Source organism: Pseudothauera nasutitermitis (assembly GCF_004801295.1).
In the GTDB taxonomy this organism is placed as follows: domain Bacteria; phylum Pseudomonadota; class Gammaproteobacteria; order Burkholderiales; family Rhodocyclaceae; genus Pseudothauera; species Pseudothauera nasutitermitis.
This window is the reverse complement of the sequence record NZ_SSOC01000009.1, coordinates 61784-80561: the sequence shown is the minus strand read 5'-3', so window position 1 is coordinate 80561 and position 18778 is coordinate 61784. Positions and strand designations below refer to the sequence as shown.

Genomic DNA, 18778 nt, shown 5'->3' with positions numbered 1-18778 from the left:
CAGGCGGCCGTGGTGATTTCCGATACCTGTATCCGCCGTCCGGTGTTCGCCACCGTGCTGTCGCTGCTGGTGGTGCTGGTCGGGCTGGTGTCGTGGACCAAGCTGACGGTGCGCGAATACCCCAACATCGACGAGCCGGTGGTCACCGTCGATACCACCTACCGCGGCGCCAGCGCGGAGATCATCGAAACGCAGGTCACCAAGCCGCTGGAAGACGCCCTGGCCGGCATCGAGGGGGTGGATGTCATCCAGTCGATCAGCCGCCAGGAACGCAGCCAGATCACCGTGCGCTTCCGCATCGAGCGCGCGCCCGACGCCGCCGCCGCCGACGTGCGCGACCGTGTCTCGCGGGTGCGCCGGCGTCTGCCCGACGACGTGGACGAGCCGGTGATCGCCAAGGTCGAGGCCGACGCCAGCCCGATCATCTGGGTGGCCTTCTCGTCGGACCGGCATTCGCCGCTGGAAGTCACCGATTTCGCCAACCGCATCGTCAAGCCGCGCTTCCAGACCCTGCCGGGCGCGGCCGACGCGCGCGTGTACGGTGGGCGCGACTATTCGATGCGCGTGTGGCTGGACCGCGACCGCCTGGCCGCCTACGGCCTCACCGTGCAGGAGGTGGAGGACGCCCTGCGCCGGCAGAACGTCGAGGTGCCGGCGGGACGCATCGAGAGTTCCCGCCGCGAATTCACCGTGGTGGCCGCCACCGATCTGCGCGAGCCCGCGCAGTTCGCCGACGTGGTGGTGCGCGCGCCGCAGAGCGCCGACGGCTACCCGGTGCGCATCCGCGACATCGGCCGGGTGGAGGAGGGCGCGGCCAACGAACGCACTCTGGTGCGCTTCATGGGCCAGCCAGCCGCCTCCATCGGCCTGATCAAGCAGGCCACCGCCAATCCGCTCGATCTCAAGCGCGGGCTGGTGGAGATGATGCCGGTGCTGGCGGAAGAACTGCCCGAAGGCATGACGATGACCATCGCCAACGACACCACGGTGTTCATCGAGCGTTCCATCTCGGCGGTGTTCGCCACCATCTTCGAGGCCATCCTGCTGGTGGCCTTCGTCTGCCTGTTCTTCCTGCGCAACTGGCGGGCCATGCTGGTGCCGCTGGTGACCATCCCGGTGTCGCTGATCGGCGCGTTCACGCTGATGCTGGCGCTGGGCTTCTCCATCAACACGCTGACCCTGCTGGCTCTGGTGCTGGCCATCGGCCTGGTGGTGGATGACGCCATCGTGATGCTGGAGAACATCTACCGCCACATCGAGGAAGGCATGCATCCGCTCAAGGCCGCCTTCCAGGGCTCGCGCGAGATCGCCTTCGCGGTCATCGCCATGACCCTCACGCTGGCCGCCGTGTATGCCCCGGTGGCCTTCATGAGCGGGCGCACCGGCAAGCTGTTCACGGAATTCGCGCTGACCCTGGCCGGCGCCGTGCTGGTCTCCGGCTTCGTCGCGCTGACCCTGTCGCCGATGATGTGCTCCAGGCTGCTGCGCCACGAGAAGAAGCATGGCCGGGTATACAACGCCATCGAGGGCTTGCTGGGATGGCTCACCCAGGGCTATCGTGACGTGCTGCAGGCCGCGCTCGGCCTGCGCTGGCTGGTCATGCTGGCCTTCGCCCTGGTCGCGGCCAGTGCGGTCTGGCTGTTCGGCCAGCTCAAGCAGGAACTCTCCCCGCTGGAGGATCGCGGCCGCCTGATCGGCCTGTTCTCCGGGCCGGAAGGCTCCACGGTGGATTACATGGAGCGCTACGCCCGGCAGATCGAGGAAATCTATGCCAGCACCGCCGACGTGGACCGCTATCTGGTGATCAGCGGCAACCCCACGGTGTCGCAGGGCATCTCCTTCGCCGGCTTCACCGACTGGGAAGAGCGCAGCCGCTCCGCCGCCGCCATCGCCGCCGAGATGCGCCCGCGCATGCGCGACGTGCCCGGCGTGGACGCCTATCCCAGCCTGCCGGCGGCCTTCGGCCAGGGCGCGCGTTCGCGGCCGGTGAGCATGATCGTGGTGGCGTCCGCGTCCTATGAGGAACTGGCGCATTACACCGAACGCATTCTCGACGAAATCCGCGACCACCCCGGCTTCATCTCTCCGGAAAGCGACCTCAAACTGACCCTGCCCGAGCTGTCCGTTGAAGTCGACCGCGACCGCGCCGCCGACCTCGGCGTGGCGGTGGACGTCATCGGCCGCACGCTGGAAACCATGCTCGGCGGCCGGCAGGTGACGCGCTACCAGCGCGATGCCGAGCAGTACGACGTGCTCGTCCAGGTCGATCCCGCCAGCCGCGCCAACCCGGCCGACATCCGCGACCTCTACGTGCGCGGGCGCGGCGGCGAGATGGTGCCGCTGGCCAGCGTGGTCACCGTGCGCGAGACGGTCAGCCCGCGCGAGCTGAACCACTTCGCCCAGCGCCGCGCGGTGAAGATTTCCGCCAACGTGGCGCCGGGCTATGCCCTCGGCGAGGTGCTCGACCATCTGGAAGGGGTGGCGCGCGATGTCCTGCCGGCCGGCTACGCCATCGACTACGACGGCCAGTCGCGCGAGTTCAAGACCAGTTCGGCCAGCCTGGCGGTCACCTTCGTGCTCGCGCTGGCCTTCATCTACCTGGTGCTCGCCGCCCAGTTCGAAAGCTTCCGCGACCCGCTCATCATCATGCTCACCGTGCCGCTGTCGATGGCCGGCGCGCTCGGCGCGCTGTACCTCACCGGCGGCACGCTCAACGTGTACAGCCAGATCGGCCTGATTACCCTGGTCGGCCTGATCACCAAGCACGGCATTCTCATCGTGGAGTTCGCCAACCAGCTGCGCGACGAGGGCAAGGCGCTGTTCGAATCGGTCGTCGAGGCCTCGGTGCTGCGCCTGCGCCCCATCCTGATGACCACCGGGGCGATGGTGCTGGGCGCCGTGCCGCTGGCGCTGGCCACCGGCGCCGGGGCGGAAAGCCGCCAGCAGATCGGCTGGGTGATCGTCGGTGGCCTGCTGCTGGGCACCTTCTTCACCCTATTCGTGGTGCCGACGGTCTATACTCTACTGGCGCGGCGCGAGCGCAATCCGCTCGCCACCGGCCCGGAAGCCGCTGCCGATCCCGCGCTCGGCGCGGACAGGAGTGCATGATGGATATCTCGCTCAGGCTCAACAATCTGGATGTCGCCCAGGCCCCGCGCCTGCAGCCCTCCCCGATGCGCGAGGACGTTGCGGAGAAGACGGCGTCCGAGACCACCCAGGTCAACATCAGCGCCGAAGCGCGCGCAGTTGAGGAGGCCGCCCGCCAGCAGCCCGCCGCCGCGCCGCAGGCCGTGCCGCCCGCGCAGGCCGACAGCGCCGTGCAGGTGCAGGCATCGGCGCCCGCCGCGCGCACCGATGCCGCAGCCGCGGCGCCGGCCACGCCCCCTGCGCAGGCCGAAACCGCCAATGCCGCGCGCGCCGCCGGCGTGCCACTGCCGTCCGCACCGGATGGCGGCAGCCCGCGCGCGGAGCCGCCGGACGCTGCGTCCTCCGCTTCGAATCAGGCGGTGCAACTGTATCTGGACAACGTGGTGCGCCCGGAAACGCAACCGGCGCCCACGGCGGTGCGCGCATCGGCTTGACTGCCCTGATGGTCCGCCCGGCTGGCTGCCGGGCCGCCGTCTAGAATTCGAAATCGGCCGGCCGGATTTCCCGGCCGGCTTCTTTTTTGTCGCCGGACCCCCAAAGGCAAAAAACGCCCCTCGGGAGCAGCCAGCCGCGCCAGCGGCGCAGCGTGGGGGCCTTCTTGTTTGCCTATTCACGCCACCGTGTCCGCTTCCGCCCCGCCGCAAACCCTGTCCCGCCCGCGCGCCGTCGGCGCCGCCTGGGCGATGGGCGCGATGATCGTTCTATCCATTTTCCATGGCGCGGGCTGGCTGCCGGCCTGGCCGGCGGGGGTGGCCGGGTGGATGGCGGGTGCGCTGCTGTGGCCCCGCCTGGACGGCCGCCAGCGCCGTTTCACGCTGGGGCTGGCGGCCATCGGCGCGCTCGCGCTGGGCGCCGCGCTGTGGCAGGGGCTGCGCCCGGACTGGATGCAGCTGCTCACCCAGAACACCGCGCTGCTCGGCATGCTGGCGGCGGTGAGCTTCCTGCAGATGGTGGGCCTGGGCAGCGCGGCCGATGAACCGCCGCGCGGCGCGCGTGCGCGCTGGCTGACCCTGGGCAGCGTGCATCTGTTCGGCGCGGTGATCAACATGTCGGCGGTATTCATCATGGCCGAGCGCATGGCCGCCGACGGCCGGCTCGGCCTGCGCCAGGCGGCGGTGCTGACGCGCGGCTTCCTGGCGGCGGCGCTGTGGTCGCCGTTCTTCGCGGCGATGGCGGTGGTGCTGACCTATGCGCCGGGCGCCTCGCTGGGCGAGGTGATCCTGCACGGCGTGCCGCTGGCGCTCGGCGTGCTGTGGCTGGCCGGGCGGCTGCCGGCCGGCGAGACCGGCGATCCGGCCGCTTTCGTGGGCTATCCGATGCGCCTGGCCGCGTTGTGGCTGCCGGTGGCGCTCAGCGTGCTGGTGATTGCCGGACATGCCTGGCTGCCCGGGTGGACCTCGCTGGCGATCATCGGCGCCTCGGCGCTGGCCTTGTCGCTGGGCGCGGCCGTGTGGCAGCACGGCCCGCGCGAGGGCGCGGAGCGCGTGCTGCGCCATGCCGGGCACCGCCTGCCGGCGATGTCGGGCGAACTGGTGCTGTTCCTGTGCGCGGGGGTATTCGCCACCGGCCTGCAGGCGCTGATGAGCGGGGGCGTGGGCTGGATGCCGTTCGGGCGCTTCGGCGCGCTGGAGGCCGCCATGCTGCTGGCCGGCATGATCGTGCTGTCGGCGCTGGGTATCCATGCGGTGGTCTGCATCGTCATGGCCGCGGCCTGGCTCGCGCCGCTGGCGCCCGATCCGCTGCTGATGGCGCTGGTGTTCCTGCAATGCTGGGCGATCGGCCTGGCGCTCAACCCGATGGCCGGCGTGCATCTGTCGCTGCAGGGGCGTTTCGGCCTGTCGGGGCTGGCCATGGCGCGCGGCAACCTGCGCTACGGCCTGGCCTCCTACGCGCTCGGTGTGGCCTGGCTGTTCGCCGTGGAAGCCTGGCGCGCGGCGGCCTGAGGCCGCCGGGGCCGGGGTTCAGCCGAACAGGTAGGGGAACAGCTTGCGGCGTTCTTCCGGGCCGAGGGCGGAAACGCGGGCGATGTTGCGCGCGGGGATGCCGTCCACGTCCGGGTGGGAGGCCACCGCGCGGTCGATGCTGGCTTCGCGGATCAGGTGGAACAGCGGCCAGGGCGAGCGGTTGGTGAGGTTGCCCGGATCGTCCGGCGTGGTGTCGGCGAAACAGTAGTCCGGGTGGAAGCCGGCCACCTGGTAGGTGCCTTCCCAGCCGAACTCGCGCAGCCACAGTTCGATCACGTCGAAGAACTGGTTGTAGTCGTCGAAGTTGTCGAGCACGAAGGGCGCGGCCACCAGCGTGGTTTCGGTTTCGCTCTCCTCCAGCGAGTCGAGCAGGCTGAGTTCTTCCTGCAGGGCGGCGAGCAGGCTTTCCTCGTCGGCGGCTTCGGTGACCGCGATGCGGATGCGCCCGTGCCGGTTGGGTTCAGCGGCGAAGGGGCACAGGTTGAGCCCGATCACCACGTCTTCCAGCCAGCGCCGGGTCTGCTGTTCGATGTCGATCAGATCGTCCATGGATCTTCCTTGGGTAGTGGGATGGGATTCAGGCGCGCGCGAGCAGGCGGCGCGCGGTGTCGAGCACGGCGTCGGCCAGATCCGCGCGCAGGCAGTCGATTTCCACCAGTCCGTCCCAGGTTTCGCGGAACTGGCGTTGCCAGGTGAGCTGGCGCTTGGCGAGCTGGCGGGTGGCGGCGATGCCCTTGAAGCGCAGGGTGTCGAGGCCGTACAGGCCGTCGAGGTGCTCCCAGGCCTGACGGTAGCCCACGCAGCGCATCGACGGCATGGAAAGGTCCAGCTTGTAGGTGGCGCGCAGGCGGCGGACTTCGTCGAGCAGGCCGGCGGCCAGCATGGCGTCGAAGCGTTCGGCGATGCGCGCGTGCAGCACGCCGCGCTCGGACGGCGCCAGGGCGATCAGCAGCAGGCGCCACGGCGGCGCTGCCATGGCGCGGCGGGCGTAGCTGTCGGCCAGCGGACGGCCGGTGAGGCGGACGATCTCCAGCGCGCGCTGGATGCGCTGGGCGTCGGTGGGTTCCAGGCGCGCGGCGGCCTCGGGGTCCAGCATGGCGAGTTCGGCGTGCAGCGCCGGCCAGCCGCGCGCGGCGGCTGCGCGGTCGATCCCGGCGCGCAATCCGGCGTCGGCCGGGGGCAGGTCGGAGAGGCCGTCGCGCAGGGCCTTGAAGTACAGCATGGTGCCGCCGGCCAGCAGCGGGATGCGCCCGCGGGCGGCGATGCCGTCCATGATTTCCAGCGCCTCGGCGCGGAAGCGCGCGGCCGAATACGCTTCCTCGGGCGACACCACATCGATCAGGTGGTGCGGACAGGCCGCCCGTTCGGCCGCCGTGGGCTTGGCGGTGCCGATGTCCATGCCGCGATACACCAGCGCCGAATCCACGCTGACGATCTCCACCGGCAGCGCCTCGGCGAGGCGCAGCGCACAGGCGGTCTTGCCGCTGGCGGTGGGGCCGAGCAGGAGCAGGGCGGGAGGCAGGGAGGAAGTCACGGAAGCGGATTCGGCGGGCGCGGCGCGGGCCGCCATTATCCAGCAAGACGGTTATGATTGCCCGGCAATCGGCGTTCCGGCCGGCGTATCGTGTATCACGCAGGAAGCCATCCTCATGCCCTATAGCGCGCAGTTTTCCGAACCGCCGCCCACCCGCGAGCAGATCGATGCCTGGCCCGGCGCCCTGCTGGTGGAGTTCGGCGCGCCGTGGTGCGGCCATTGCCGCGCCCTGCAGCCGCGTCTGGCGGCGCTGCTGGAGGAACATCCGGCGCTGGCCCACGTGAAGGTCGAGGATGGCCCGGGCAAGCGCCTGGGGCGTGCCTTCGGCGTGAAGCTGTGGCCGACGCTGGTGTTCCTGCGCGACGGGCGGGTGGCGGGGCAGTTGGTGCGGCCGGCCGATGATGCCGATATCCGCGCGGCGCTCGCGGACATCGACCCCGCCGGCTGACGCGTCGCGCGCGCGCCGCTACTGGCCGCGCATGAAGAAGCGGTCCAGTTCCTGCATGCTGAACTGGGTCCAGGTCGGCCGGCCGTGGTTGCACTGGTCGGCGCGCTCGGTGGCTTCCATCTCGCGCAGCAGCGCGTTCATTTCCGGCATGGTGAGCTGACGGTTGGCGCGCACCGCGCCGTGGCACGCCATGGTGGCGAGCAGTTCGTTGCGCCGCGCGGTGATCACCTCGGTGGCCGGGTATTCGCGCAGTTCTTCCAGCAGCTTGCGCACCAGTTCGGCTACCGGCGCGGCGGCGAGCAGGGCCGGCACGCTGCGCACGGCGAGTTCCTGCGGGCCGGCGGGGGCGATCTCGAAGCCCATGCCGGCGAGTACCTCGGCGTGTTCCTCGGCGGCGGCCATGTCGCGCGCGCCCACGCCGAACACGGCGGGAATCAGCAGGCGCTGCACGGCCGGACGGCCGTCCAGCACGGTCTTGAGCTTTTCGTAGAGGATGCGTTCATGGGCGGCGTGCATGTCCACCAGCACCAGCCCGCGCGTGTTCTGCGCGAGGATGTAGACGCCGTGCAACTGGGCCAGCGCGAAACCCAGCGGCGGGGCGCCTGCGTCATCGTCGGGCGGCATGGCCGGCGTCGGCGCGGGTGGGGCGAGGGGCTGCGCATCCGGCACGGCGGCCGTGGGCAGGGGGGCGCCTGGCGGGCGGGATGGGGTGTCGGGCGGACGGGCGGTGCGCACGAAATCGTAGTACGCGTTGCTGGCCGAATCCATCGCCAGGCGGCCCTGTACCGGCGGCGCGGGGGGATAGGCCGCGCGTGGCGCGCTGGCGGATGGCAGGCCGCCCGATGCCGCGGGTGCCGTCGGCGGGGGCATTTCCTCCGTGCCGGACTCGAACCCGGCGCGCGCCGCACCGGATTCGCCGAGCACGCGGGTGAGCGCGTGGAAGACGAACTGGTGCACCGCGCGCGAATCGCGGAAGCGCACCTCGATCTTGGCCGGATGCACGTTCACGTCCACGCCGGCCGGGTCCAGGCTGAGGAACAGCACGTAGGCCGGGTGGCGCGCGCCGTGCAGGATGTCGGCGTAGGCCTGGCGCACCGCGTGGGTGAGCAGCTTGTCGCGCACGAAGCGGCCATTGACGAAGAAGTACTGCGCGTCGCGGTTGGCGCGCGAGTAGGCGGGCAGCGAGGCCAGGCCGGTGAGGCGCAGCGTGCCGGCCTCGCTTTCCACCTCGCGGGCGTGGGCGACGAAGTCGTCGCCCATCAGCGCGGCCACGCGCGCCAGCGGGTCGGCCACGCCCAGGCGGTGGATCACGCGGCCGTTGTGGGAAAGCTGCAGGGCGACGTCCGGACGGGCCAGCGCGACGCGACGGAACATCTCGTCGCAGTGGGCGAATTCGGTGCCTTCGCTCTTGAGGAACTTGCGCCGCGCCGGGGTGCTGTAATACAGGTCGGCCACCTCCACCACGGTGCCGTGGTTGAGCGCGGCGGGCGTCGGTTCGCGTTCGTCGCTGGCGATGCGCCAGGCGTGCTGGCTGCCACTGGCGCGGCTGGTGAGGATGGTGCGCGCCACCGCCGCGATGGCGGCCAGCGCCTCGCCACGGAAGCCCATGGTGCCGACGCGTTCGAGGTCGTCCAGGGTGGCGATCTTGCTGGTGGCGTGGCGTTCCAGCGCCAGCGCGAGGTCGTCGCGGGCGATGCCGCAGCCGTCGTCGGCCACGCGGATGCGCCGCACGCCGCCCTGTTCGAGCTGTACTTCGATGGCGCGCGAGCCCGCATCCACGGCGTTTTCCAGCACTTCCTTGAGTACGGAGGCCGGCCGTTCGACCACTTCGCCGGCGGCGATCTGGTTGACCAGCAGGTCGGGCAGGCGGTGGATGACGGACATGGCCGGGCGGCGATCAAGAAAACGGGAAGGGGCAAATTATACGCTTCGCCCGCGGGCGCGCCGTGGGCATGCCCTTCAGGTATGATCTTGGGCGCGATATCTTTGCCGAAATAGGCCGCCGCGCATGCGCCTGCTTGCTCCGCAGCACCCATTCCGCCGCCGCCTCGTCGGCCGCCTGCCCGCCGCCACCGCCTTGGCGGCGGCGCTGTTTCTCGGTGCGTGTTCCTCGCCGGGCACCACGCCGCGCCAGGAGCGCCTGCGCCCCTTCGCGCCCCAGCAGTTCGCCAAGACCGATCTGGACCGCTTCGCCGAAGCGCACCAGCACCGGGTATTCGTCAGCCTGCGGCGGCTTGCCGAGAAGCTGTACCGGCGCAATCCGCGCGAGTGGAGGAAGAGCGGGGCGCCGAGCATGGATGAGGCGCTGGCGCGCATCTTCGAGGTCGAGCACGGTTGGCGGCTGGAGGAACTGGGCAACCGGCGCGACATCGATGCCCTGCAGCTCGCCTTCGTGCCGGAGTACCAGGGCGATCGCGTGGCGGCCTTCGTGGTCGGCCTGGCGAGCATGGTGCAGTCCGCCTTCGGCGACAAGGTGGAGTTCTATCTTCTTGATGATCTGAACGCCCAGCGCATCTACAATGCGGCCCGCAACGTCGAGATCGCCGCCTGGAAGCTGGCCAGCGCGCGCGACGCGGACGGTAGGCCACTGCTGCTCTCCAACGAGATGGGCGAGGTCGCCAACCTGAGTTTCGAGCGCGAGTTCGGCCGCATCATCGGCCAGCTCGAGGTGCTTTCCGACGTGATCGAGGTGAAGACCGAACGTACGGTCACGCGCGTGGTCCAGAGCATGGCCACCGCCGTCTTCCTCCCCGTGCGCTGAACGCGCGCGTCTCCAGATACAGGGTTCATGAAGTCCATCGTCCTTCTCATTTCCGGCCGCGGCAGCAACATGGAAGCCATCGTGCACGCGGCCATCCCCGGCGCGCGCATCGCCGCGGTGATCAGCAACCGGCCCGACGCGGCCGGGCTGGCCTTTGCCGCCAGCCAGGGCATCGCCACCGCTGTGATCGACCATACGCAGCACGCCGACCGTGCCGCCTTCGACGCCGCGCTGGCGGAAGCCATCGATGCCCACGGCGCCGATCTGGTGGTGCTCGCCGGCTTCATGCGCGTGCTCACCGAGGCTTTCGTGCGCCGCTACGAGGGCCGCCTGCTGAACATCCACCCCTCGCTGCTGCCGGCCTTCGCCGGCCTGCACACCCATCGCCGCGCGTTGGAGTGCGGCGTGCGCGTGCATGGCGCCACGGTGCATTTCGTCACCGCCGAGCTGGATCGCGGCCCGGTGGTCATCCAGGCCGCGGTGCCGGTATTGCCCGATGATGAGGAGGCCACGCTGGCCGCGCGCGTGCTGGCCGAGGAGCACCGCATCTATCCACAGGCGGTGCGCTGGTTCGTCGAGGATCGCCTGACGCTGGAAGGGGGCTCGGTGCGTGTGCGCGGTGAGCCACCGGCGGGCGCCGCCTTGTGCGTGCCCGCGCTGGAATTGCAAGGATGAACGGGATGAGCGGATTGCGTGAAATGGCCCTGCGCGCCTTGCTGGCCGCGGCCTTGTGCGTACCGGCGCTGGCGGGCGCCGAGGGTTGGCCGGCCGCCGGGCAGATCGTCTATCAGGTGAGCATGGGCAACAACGGCCCGCTGGTGGGCGAGGCGCGCCAGAGCTGGTCGCGGGACGGCAGCGAGTACCGCATCACCAACACGGTGCGCACGGTGGGCCTGGCCGCGCTGATCAAGAACATGCAGTACGTGCAGCGCAGCGAGGGGCGGGCCGGCGCCGATGGCCTGCGCCCGGCGCGTTTCAGCGTGGAGCGCGAAGGCCGTCAGGCCGAACGGGTCGAATTCGACTGGAAGGCGGCGCAGTTGCGCTTCACCCGCAAGGAGCGCACGCGCGAGGCGGCGCTGGGGGCCGGCGCGCAGGACGTGCTCAGCCTGTGGCACCAGATCGCCCAGCGCGCGGACCAGCCCCTGCCGGCCAGCGCGCAGGTGGTGACCGGGCGCAAGGTGGCCGAATCCACGCTGGCCTGGGTGGGTGAGGAAACCCTGGAGCTGCCGCTGGGCAAGCTGCAGACCCGCAGGCTGAAGGCCAGGGCGGTGGACGGCAGCATGGAGATCGATGTGTGGTTCGCCCCGGCGCGCAACATGCTGCCGGTGCGTATCCGCATGGTGGATGACGAAGGTGAAGTGCTGGAGCAGCGCGCGAGCGAACTGCGCATCGGCGCGGTGACGCAAGGAGCGGGTGAATGAATACCAGACAGACGAAACGGCAGCCCACCGGCGGCGTACGGGCGCCGCGTGGCGCCGGGCCGCGCAGGCCCGCCGCCGGGGGCCGCGCGCCCGAGCGCCGCCCGGCTGCGGCGGCGGGCGGCGAGGCCGCGCCGGCGGCGCTCAATCCGGCCGGCGTCGGTCGGGCGCTGCTCACCCAGGCCGTGCAGGTGCTCGGCGAGGTGCTGACCTTCGCCCATCCGGCGGATGCCGTGCTGTCACGCCATTTTCGCGAGAACCACGCGCTGGGCCATCGCGACCGGGGCTTCATCGCCGAATCGGTGTACGGCGTGCTGCGCCGCCTGCGCTGGCTGCGCGCGCTGGCCGGCGGGCAGACCACGCCACGCCAGCTGCTGCTGGCCTGGCTGGCACGCGGGGAAGGTTGGCCGCAGCGCTACTTCGACGGCCTGGTGTCGGTGAGCGAGCGCGACTGGCTCAACGGCCTGCGCGGGCACGGCGCGGAGAACATCAGCCTGGGCGAGCGTGCCGATCTGCCCGACTGGCTGCTCGAACGCCTGCTCGCCGATGGCGACGAAGAGGCCCTGCTGGCGCTCGCGCACAGCCTGAACCGCCCGGCGCCGCTGGATCTGCGCGTCAATCCGCTGAAGATGAGCCGCGACGAACTGCTCGCCCGCCTGCGCGCCGATGGCCTGCAGGTCGAGCCCGGCGTGCTCTCGCCCCTGGCCGTGCGGCTGAACCGCAAGCCGGCCCTGCAGAAGCATCCGGCCTTTGTCGACGGCAGCTTCGAGGTGCAGGACCAGGGCTCGCAGCTGCTGGCCTATCTGGTGCAGCCGCGCCGCGGCGAGTTGGTGGTGGATTTCTGCGCCGGGGCGGGCGGCAAGACCCTGCACCTGGGTGCGCTGATGCGCTCCACCGGGCGGCTGTATGCCTTCGACGTGTCGGAGCGCCGACTGGCCCGGCTCAAGCCGCGCATGGCGCGCGCCGGGCTGTCCAACGTGCATCCGGTGGCCATCGCCCACGAGAACGACGCGCGCGTCAAGCGCCTGGCGGGCAAGGCCGACCGCGTGCTGGTCGATGCGCCGTGCAGCGGCCTGGGCACGCTGCGCCGCAATCCTGACCTGAAGTGGCGGCAGACGCCCGAATCGGTGGCCGAGATGACCGCCAAGCAGGGCGCCATCTTGGCCGCCGCCGCGCGTCTGGTGCGCCCGGGCGGGCGCCTGGTGTATGCCACCTGCAGCCTGCTGGCCGAGGAAAACGACGCGGTGGTGGATGCCTTCCTGGCCGCGCATCCCGAGTTCCGTGAAGTGGATGCCGGCGAGGTGCTGGCCCGCCAGGACATTCCGGTGGCCGCCGGCGCACGCCTGCGCCTGTCGCCCGCCGAGCAGGATACCGACGGCTTCTTCGCCGCCGTACTGGAGCGCGCCGACGCCCATGCGTGAGTGGCTGGCGTGCGCCGCGCTGGCCTGCGCCCTGCCGGCGGCGGCCAGTACGGTGCTGCCGGCCCGGGGCAGCGTGGAGGTGGCCTTTTCGCCGGCCGACGACCCCGAAAAGGTGCTGGTCGGGGTGGTCGACGCAGCGCGCCGCTCGGTGCATGTGCAGGCCTACGTATTCACCAGCCGGCCGCTCGCCGCCGCGCTGGTGGCCGCGCACCGGCGCGGGGTGGCGGTGCGGGTGCTGGCCGATGCCAGGATGCACCAGGGCGGGCGCAACGCGCTGCCGACCCTGCTGGAGGCCGGCATTCCGGTGGCCTTCGAGACCGCCTACGCGGCCGCGCACAACAAGGTGCTGATCGTCGATGCGGACGGGCCGGGTTGCGCGGTGGTCACCGGCTCCTACAATTTCACCTGGTCGGCCAGCCAGCGCAACGCGGAGAACATCCTGGTGCTGCGCGATCATTGCGAACTGGCGGCGACCTATCTGCGCAACTGGCAGGAACACCGCGACCGGGCCACTCCGGTGCGCGGCCTGCCCTGGAGGCCCTGAGCATGTCCGTTCCCGATCTCGATTCGCCGCAGTTTGCCGCGCTGCTGTTCGACATCCGCGACGATTTCCGCGACCCGGCGGTGCTCTGGCAGATCGGCGTGCTGGCGCTGTGCCTGCTGGCGGCCTGGTGGCTGGCGCGCCGGGCGCGCGTCCATCTGCTCGAAGCGCATCGCGACGAGCTCAACGCGGCCCGGCGCTTCGGCCGTGAAGGCCTGCTGCGCGTGGTGTTTCCGCTGGCCGGGCTGATTCTGGTGGTGCTCGCGCGCGAAGTGCTCGACCAGTTCCACAGCGTCAAGCTGTTCAATCTCGCCGTGCCGCTGCTCGGCTCGATGGCGGTGATCCGCCTGGTGGCCTACGCGCTGCGCGAGGCGGTGGGGCGCACCAGCTGGCTGGCCGGCTTCGAGCGCATCTTCGCCAGCCTAGTGTGGGGCGTGGTGGCCCTGCACATCGTCGGCTGGCTGCCGCGCGTGGTGGGCGCGCTGGAATCCGTGGCCCTGCCGCTGGGCGGCCAGCGCCTGTCGCTGTGGACGCTGCTGCAGGGCACGGCGATGGTGCTGCTGACGGTGCTGGTGGCCTTGTGGGCGGCCGGCCTGCTGGAGCGCCGGCTGTCCGCCGCCGCGCGGCTGGACCAGGGCGTGCGCCAGATCGTGTTGCGCGTGGCCAAGTCGGTGCTGGTGCTGGTGGCCATCCTGATCGCCCTGCCGATGGTGGGCATCGACCTGACCACGCTGTCGGTGTTCGGCGGCGCGTTGGGCGTGGGCCTGGGCTTCGGCATGCAGAAGATCGCCGCGAGCTATGTGTCCGGCTTCATCATCCTGTTCGACCGCTCGATCCGCATCGGCAACCAGATCGCCGTGGGCAGCGAGCGCGGCGTGGTGCGCGAGATCACCACGCGCTACACGGTGCTGCGCGCCTCCAACGGGATGGAATCGCTGGTGCCCAACGAGACGCTGATCGGCTCTGTGGTGCAGAACGACCTGCCTGCCGGGGTGCCGGTGGCGCTGTCGCTGCAGTTTCCGGTGGCCTACGGCGCCGACGTCGAGCGCGCGATGGCGGTGCTGGTGGAAGTGGCCGGCGCGCAGGGGACGGTGCTGGCCGATCCGGCGCCCAGGTCCTTTCTCGCCGCGTTCGGCGACAACGGCATCCTGCTGCAGTTGAACTGCAGCTTCGCCGGTCCGCGCGGCAACACGCTGGCGGTCACCTCGGCGATCAACCTGGAGGTATGGCGGCGCTTCGAGCGCGAAGGCATTCCGATTCCCCGGCCGCAGCGCGAAATCCGCCTGCTGCCGGCGGAGGGCGAACTTCCGCCGTTCGGCGCAGTCTCTTCTTCCTCCGGCGAGTCGAACTGAGCACGCCACCGCCGGCAGCCGGTGATGCCTTCCACGGTGGAGGATCCGTCGCCAGCGTAGAATCGGGTGCTCGCCGCTGAAGGAAAACGCACGCATGTATTCCGGTCTGTTCGACCTGCCCTGGTGGGGCTACGTGGTGGTCACCCTGGTGCTCACCCACATCACCATCGCCTCGGTCACCATCTTCCTGCATCGCCATCAGGCGCACCGCGCGCTTGAACTGCACCCGCTCGCCAGCCATTTCTTCCGCTTCTGGCTGTGGCTGACCACCGGCATGGTGACCAGGGAATGGGCGGCCATCCACCGCAAGCACCACGCCAAGTGCGAAACCGTCGAGGATCCGCACAGCCCGCAGACGCGCGGCCTGTGGAAGGTGCTGCTGGAAGGCGCGGAACTGTACCGCGCCGAGGCGAAGAACGCGGAAACCCTGAAGCGCTACGGCCACGGCACGCCGGACGACTGGCTGGAGCGCAAGGTGTATCGCCATTCCGTGCTCGGCGTGAGCATCATGCTGGTCATCGACGTGCTGCTGTTCGGCCCCATCGGCCTGACCATCTGGGCCGTGCAGATGGTGTGGATTCCGTTCTGGGCGGCCGGCGTGGTCAACGGCCTGGGGCATTACTGGGGCTACCGCAACTACGATTGCGCGGACGCGTCGACCAACCTGCTGCCGTGGGGCATCCTGATCGGCGGTGAGGAACTGCACAACAACCACCACAGCTTCGCCACCTCGGCCAAGCTGTCGGCCAAGTGGTACGAGTTCGACATCGGCTGGGCCTACATCCGCCTGATGTCCTGGCTCGGGCTGGCCACGCCGCGCAAGGTGATCCCCAAACCGCGTTTCGAGGCGCCCAAGGCGGTGGCCGATTTCGACACCCTGCAGGCGGTGATCACCCATCGCTACGACGTGATGACGCGCTACGTGGCGTCGATGCGGCGGGTGTGCAAGGAAGAGATCGCCCGCCTGAAGCAAGCCCACGCCGGCCGTTTCGATGCCCGCGCGCTGCGCCGCTGGGTGATTTCCGGCGAGGATCGGCATCTGGCCGAGGAAGAGAAGCGCCGCCTCTCCGAGGTGGTGCGCGACAGCAAGGCGCTGGCCACGGTGATGGCGATGCGCGGCGAGTTGGTGGCGATCTGGGCGCGCTCCAACGCCACGCGCGAACAACTGCTGGCGCAGTTGCACGACTGGATCGAACGCGCGGAGCGCAGCGGCATCGAGCAGTTGCGCGAGTTCTCCCTGCGTCTGCGGCGTTACGCAGTGTAGAAAATCGTGCATCGGGCCAATCCGTCCGATGCCGGCAGGGTGGCCATATGCTAGGTTAGTAGGGTGTGCCGGATTGCGGGCAATCCGGCATGGGATGCCCTGTTTGCCGCTGTGCGCGATCCGTGGCCGGCCGCAGGGCAATCATGCGGAAGGGGCCGTGTGCTGGCCGCGCGGCTCGTGGAGGCCACCCAACATGGTGCTGTACATCTGAATGCCGAGGTCCGTTTCCCTGGAATCGATGCAGTCCGCAGACACCATGCCGGACGACTGGTCCGGCCTGGGCGTGCTCGACCTGGTCCAGGCGCCGGTGTGGGTGTTCGACATCGACCGCAAGCGCGTGTACTGGGCCAACGCCGCCGCGCTGTCGGTGTGGCGGGCCGATGTGCTGGCCGAACTGTGCAGCCGCGACATGGGGCGGGACATGTCGGCCGCGGTGGCGACGCGGCTGTCGCAGTACCAGGCCGACTTTGCTTCCCACGATGCGCGCTTCAACGAGCAATGGACGCTGTATCCGGGGGGCCAGCCGGTCTCCCTGCATGTGCATTACCGGGGCTACCGCCTGCCCGATGGCCGCATGGCCATGCTGTGCGAGGGCCGGCCGATCGGGGAGCATTCGCCGGAGTCGCTGCGCTCGGTGGAAGCGCTGCTGCACACGCCGATGATGATCGCGCTGTATGCGCTGGACGGCCAGCCGCTGTACCGCAACCCCGCCGCGCGCGCATCGGTACGCCGCCATGACGAACGCCTGGCGCAGCGCTTCGTCGATGCGGCGGAATGGCACCGGCTGGAACGCATGCTGGCCGATGACGGCCAGGCCACGCTGACCATGGCGGTGCAGACCGCGCAGGGCGAACGCTGGCACGAGGTATCGGCGCGGCGCCGGCTCGATGCCGTGTCCGGCGAGGCCGCGCTGCTGGTCAGCGAGGTCGACGTCACGCCGCTCAAGCACAGCGAGGCGCGCGCGCTGTATCTGTCCCAGCACGACCTGCTCACCGGGCTGCCCAACCGCACGCTGGCGCAGCGCCATTTCCGTGGGCTGCTCGACCATGTCGAACGCTCGGCGCCTCGGCCTTCCCTGCAGGCCGCGGTCATCCTGATCGACCTGGATCGCTTCAAGGATGTGAATGATTCCTGGGGGCATGCTGCCGGCGACGAACTGCTCGTCCAGGTCGCCAAGCGGCTGGGTGCCGTGGTCCGCGGTGGCGACATGGTGGCGCGTTTCGGCGGGGACGAATTCCTGATCCTGCTGTGCGCGAACGATATCCGCAGCGAGATCGCCCGCATCCATCCGCGCCTGCGGCAGGCCCTGGCGCAGACCTTCATGGTGGCGGGGATGCCCGTGCATGTCTCGGTGACCATCGGTGTCAGCATCCATCCGGACCATGGCGCGGATTTCGAGACCCTGCTGCAGCATGCCGATCTGGCGATGTACCAGGGCAAGGCCGCCGGCCGCGACACCCTGTCGTTCTATCAGCCCGGCCTGAGCGAGCAACTGCGCGCCCGTACCCAGCTGGAGGATGAACTGCGCGAGGCGCTGGCGCACCGGCAGTTCGAATTGTTCTACCAGCCCCGCCTGGCGGGCTGGGCCGGCCGCATCGTGGGGGCCGAGGCGCTGGTGCGCTGGCGCCATCCGCGGCGCGGCTGGGTGCTGCCGGCCGAATTCATCCCGCTGTGCGAAGCCGTTGGCCTGATCCGTGAACTCGGCCGCCAGGTGTTCGAGATGGCGGCGCGGCAGCAGGCGGCCTGGACCGCGGCCGGCCATCGGCTGCGCCTGTCGGTTAACCTGTCGCCGACGGAATTCCGCGATGAAGGCCTGCTTGCCGATCTGCAGAATACCCTGGCACGCACCGGCTGCCCGCCCCGCATGCTGGAGCTGGAAATCACCGAATCCATGCTGATCGACGGGGATGACCGACCCCTGCGCACCTTGCAGGCGCTTCAGGCGCTGGGTTTGTCGATCGCGCTGGATGACTTCGGCACCGGCTATTCCAACCTGGCCTATCTGCAGCGTTTTCCGTTCAGCACGCTGAAGATCGATCGCCGCTTCGTGCAGGCATCGCCGGCGGAGCGGCCGCTGTGCGAGGCCATCGTCGGCCTGTGTTCGGCGATGAAGCTGCGTCCGGTGGCCGAGGGGGTCGAAACCGCTTCCCAGCACGACTGGCTGCTCGGCCTCGGGGTCGAGGAATTCCAGGGCTATCTGTTCGCCCGGCCGATGCCGGCGGACGAATTCGAGCATTTGCTGGGCGGCGGCGTGGCCTTGCCCGGAGAGGGGCGCGAGATTTCGGCGCAGTCCTGATCAGCCGGCCGCCTCCCCGTCTTCGCCGATCACCAGCGTGCCGGCGGACAGCCAGCGGTGCGGGGGAATTTCCAGGTTGGTGGGGGCGGGCTGGTTGCGGAATACCCGGCCGGCCAGATCGAAGATCGAACCGTGGCAGGGGCACAGGAAGCCGCCCGGCCAGTCCTCGCCCAGCCCGCTGGCAGCGCCGGCCTGCAGCTTTTCGCTGGGTGAGCAGCCCAGGTGGGTGCAGATGCCGATGACCACCAGGTACGCTTCCTCGACCGAGCGCTGGCGGTTCACCGTATAGCCGGGCTGCAGCGAGCGGGTGGAGTCCGGGTCGGCCAGGCGGTCTTCGTGATCGGCCAGGCCGGCGAGCATCTCGGCAGTGCGGCGCAGGATCCACACCGGCTTGCCGCGCCATTCGATGGTCATCATCTCGCCGGGGAGCAGTCTGCTGACGTCGGCCTCGACCGGCGCACCGGCGGCCTTGGCACGTTCCGAAGGGGTCAGGCTGGCGACGAAGGGGACGGCGGTGGCGGCCGCTGCCACGGCGCCCGCGGCCGAAGTGGCGATCAGCAACTGCCTGCGATCATGGGCGATTCCGGACATGGCGTGGGTTTCCTGCGCTGGGTTGGACGGGGTGTGCCGGC

Annotated in this window: 16 protein-coding genes; 12 read left to right on the top strand and 4 right to left on the bottom strand. The window is 70.3% G+C overall.

Annotated elements, in window-relative coordinates; genetic code table 11:
* The first annotated feature begins 9 nt into the window (after positions 1 to 9).
* From E6C76_RS20525 to E6C76_RS20515, 3 genes are all read left to right on the top strand, one after another.
* Positions 10 to 3108, top strand: coding sequence for an efflux RND transporter permease subunit (locus E6C76_RS20525; RefSeq protein ID WP_136350127.1), 3099 nt, complete (start codon positions 10 to 12; stop codon positions 3106 to 3108).
* Entirely contained in the window at positions 3108 to 3581 is a 474-nt protein-coding gene (locus tag E6C76_RS20520) for a hypothetical protein (protein ID WP_136350126.1), read from the top strand. Before E6C76_RS20525 ends, E6C76_RS20520 begins: the two co-directional genes overlap by 1 nt.
* Before the next feature lie 186 nt (positions 3582 to 3767).
* A complete protein-coding gene (locus E6C76_RS20515; protein WP_136350125.1) occupies positions 3768 to 5090 on the top strand; it encodes a hypothetical protein in 1323 nt (440 codons plus the stop codon).
* Positions 5091 to 5108: 18 nt separating this feature from the next.
* On the opposite strand, the gene E6C76_RS20510 is transcribed toward E6C76_RS20515, so the two are convergent.
* On the bottom strand, positions 5109 to 5660 hold the full coding sequence (locus tag E6C76_RS20510; RefSeq protein WP_136350124.1) for a DUF1415 domain-containing protein: 552 nt from the start codon (positions 5658 to 5660) through the stop codon (positions 5109 to 5111).
* A 28-nt stretch (positions 5661 to 5688) separates the two neighbouring features.
* Positions 5689 to 6681 carry a tRNA (adenosine(37)-N6)-dimethylallyltransferase MiaA gene (gene miaA / locus E6C76_RS20505; RefSeq protein WP_136350123.1) on the bottom strand — a complete coding sequence of 331 codons (993 nt, stop codon included), beginning with the start codon at positions 6679 to 6681 and terminating at the stop codon, positions 5689 to 5691.
* Positions 6682 to 6760: 79 nt separating this feature from the next.
* Here miaA and E6C76_RS20500 point away from each other — a divergent pair, with 79 nt between their 5' ends.
* On the top strand, positions 6761 to 7093 hold the full coding sequence (locus tag E6C76_RS20500; protein ID WP_136350122.1) for a thioredoxin family protein: 333 nt from the start codon (positions 6761 to 6763) through the stop codon (positions 7091 to 7093).
* An 18-nt stretch (positions 7094 to 7111) separates the two neighbouring features.
* Here the strand turns inward: E6C76_RS20500 and mutL are convergent, their stop codons facing one another.
* Positions 7112 to 8977, bottom strand: a complete 1866-nt coding sequence (gene mutL, locus E6C76_RS20495) for a DNA mismatch repair endonuclease MutL (RefSeq protein ID WP_136350121.1) — start codon at positions 8975 to 8977, stop codon at positions 7112 to 7114.
* Positions 8978 to 9101: 124 nt separating this feature from the next.
* On the opposite strand from mutL, the gene E6C76_RS20490 reads away from it, so the two are divergent.
* From E6C76_RS20490 to E6C76_RS20455, 8 genes are all read left to right on the top strand, one after another.
* A complete protein-coding gene (locus E6C76_RS20490) occupies positions 9102 to 9854 on the top strand; it encodes a hypothetical protein (protein WP_230976349.1) in 753 nt (250 codons plus the stop codon).
* Between the two features lie 27 nt (positions 9855 to 9881).
* On the top strand, positions 9882 to 10529 hold the full coding sequence (gene purN, locus E6C76_RS20485; protein WP_136350120.1) for a phosphoribosylglycinamide formyltransferase: 648 nt from the start codon (positions 9882 to 9884) through the stop codon (positions 10527 to 10529).
* Positions 10530 to 10534: 5 nt separating this feature from the next.
* Positions 10535 to 11275, top strand: a complete 741-nt coding sequence (locus E6C76_RS20480) for a DUF3108 domain-containing protein (protein ID WP_168734398.1) — start codon at positions 10535 to 10537, stop codon at positions 11273 to 11275.
* On the top strand, positions 11272 to 12693 hold the full coding sequence (locus E6C76_RS20475; RefSeq protein ID WP_136350118.1) for an RsmB/NOP family class I SAM-dependent RNA methyltransferase: 1422 nt from the start codon (positions 11272 to 11274) through the stop codon (positions 12691 to 12693). The genes E6C76_RS20480 and E6C76_RS20475 overlap by 4 nt, the downstream gene beginning before the upstream one ends.
* Positions 12686 to 13237 carry a phospholipase D family nuclease gene (locus E6C76_RS20470; RefSeq protein WP_136350117.1) on the top strand — a complete coding sequence of 184 codons (552 nt, stop codon included), beginning with the start codon at positions 12686 to 12688 and terminating at the stop codon, positions 13235 to 13237. The genes E6C76_RS20475 and E6C76_RS20470 overlap by 8 nt, the downstream gene beginning before the upstream one ends.
* Positions 13238 to 13239: 2 nt before the next feature.
* Positions 13240 to 14586: a mechanosensitive ion channel family protein gene (locus E6C76_RS20465; protein ID WP_136350116.1), complete on the top strand. Its 1347-nt coding sequence runs from the start codon at positions 13240 to 13242 to the stop codon at positions 14584 to 14586.
* A 94-nt stretch (positions 14587 to 14680) separates the two neighbouring features.
* Positions 14681 to 15850, top strand: coding sequence for a DesA family fatty acid desaturase (locus tag E6C76_RS20460; RefSeq protein ID WP_136350115.1), 1170 nt, complete (start codon positions 14681 to 14683; stop codon positions 15848 to 15850).
* A gap of 238 nt (positions 15851 to 16088) precedes the next feature.
* Positions 16089 to 18146 (top strand): putative bifunctional diguanylate cyclase/phosphodiesterase, encoded by a 2058-nt coding sequence (locus tag E6C76_RS20455; RefSeq protein WP_136350114.1) that lies wholly within the window; start codon positions 16089 to 16091, stop codon positions 18144 to 18146.
* Here the strand turns inward: E6C76_RS20455 and petA are convergent, their stop codons facing one another.
* A complete protein-coding gene (petA, locus tag E6C76_RS20450) occupies positions 18147 to 18737 on the bottom strand; it encodes a ubiquinol-cytochrome c reductase iron-sulfur subunit (RefSeq protein WP_136350113.1) in 591 nt (196 codons plus the stop codon). It abuts the gene before it with no gap.
* Positions 18738 to 18778: the final 41 nt, after the last annotated feature.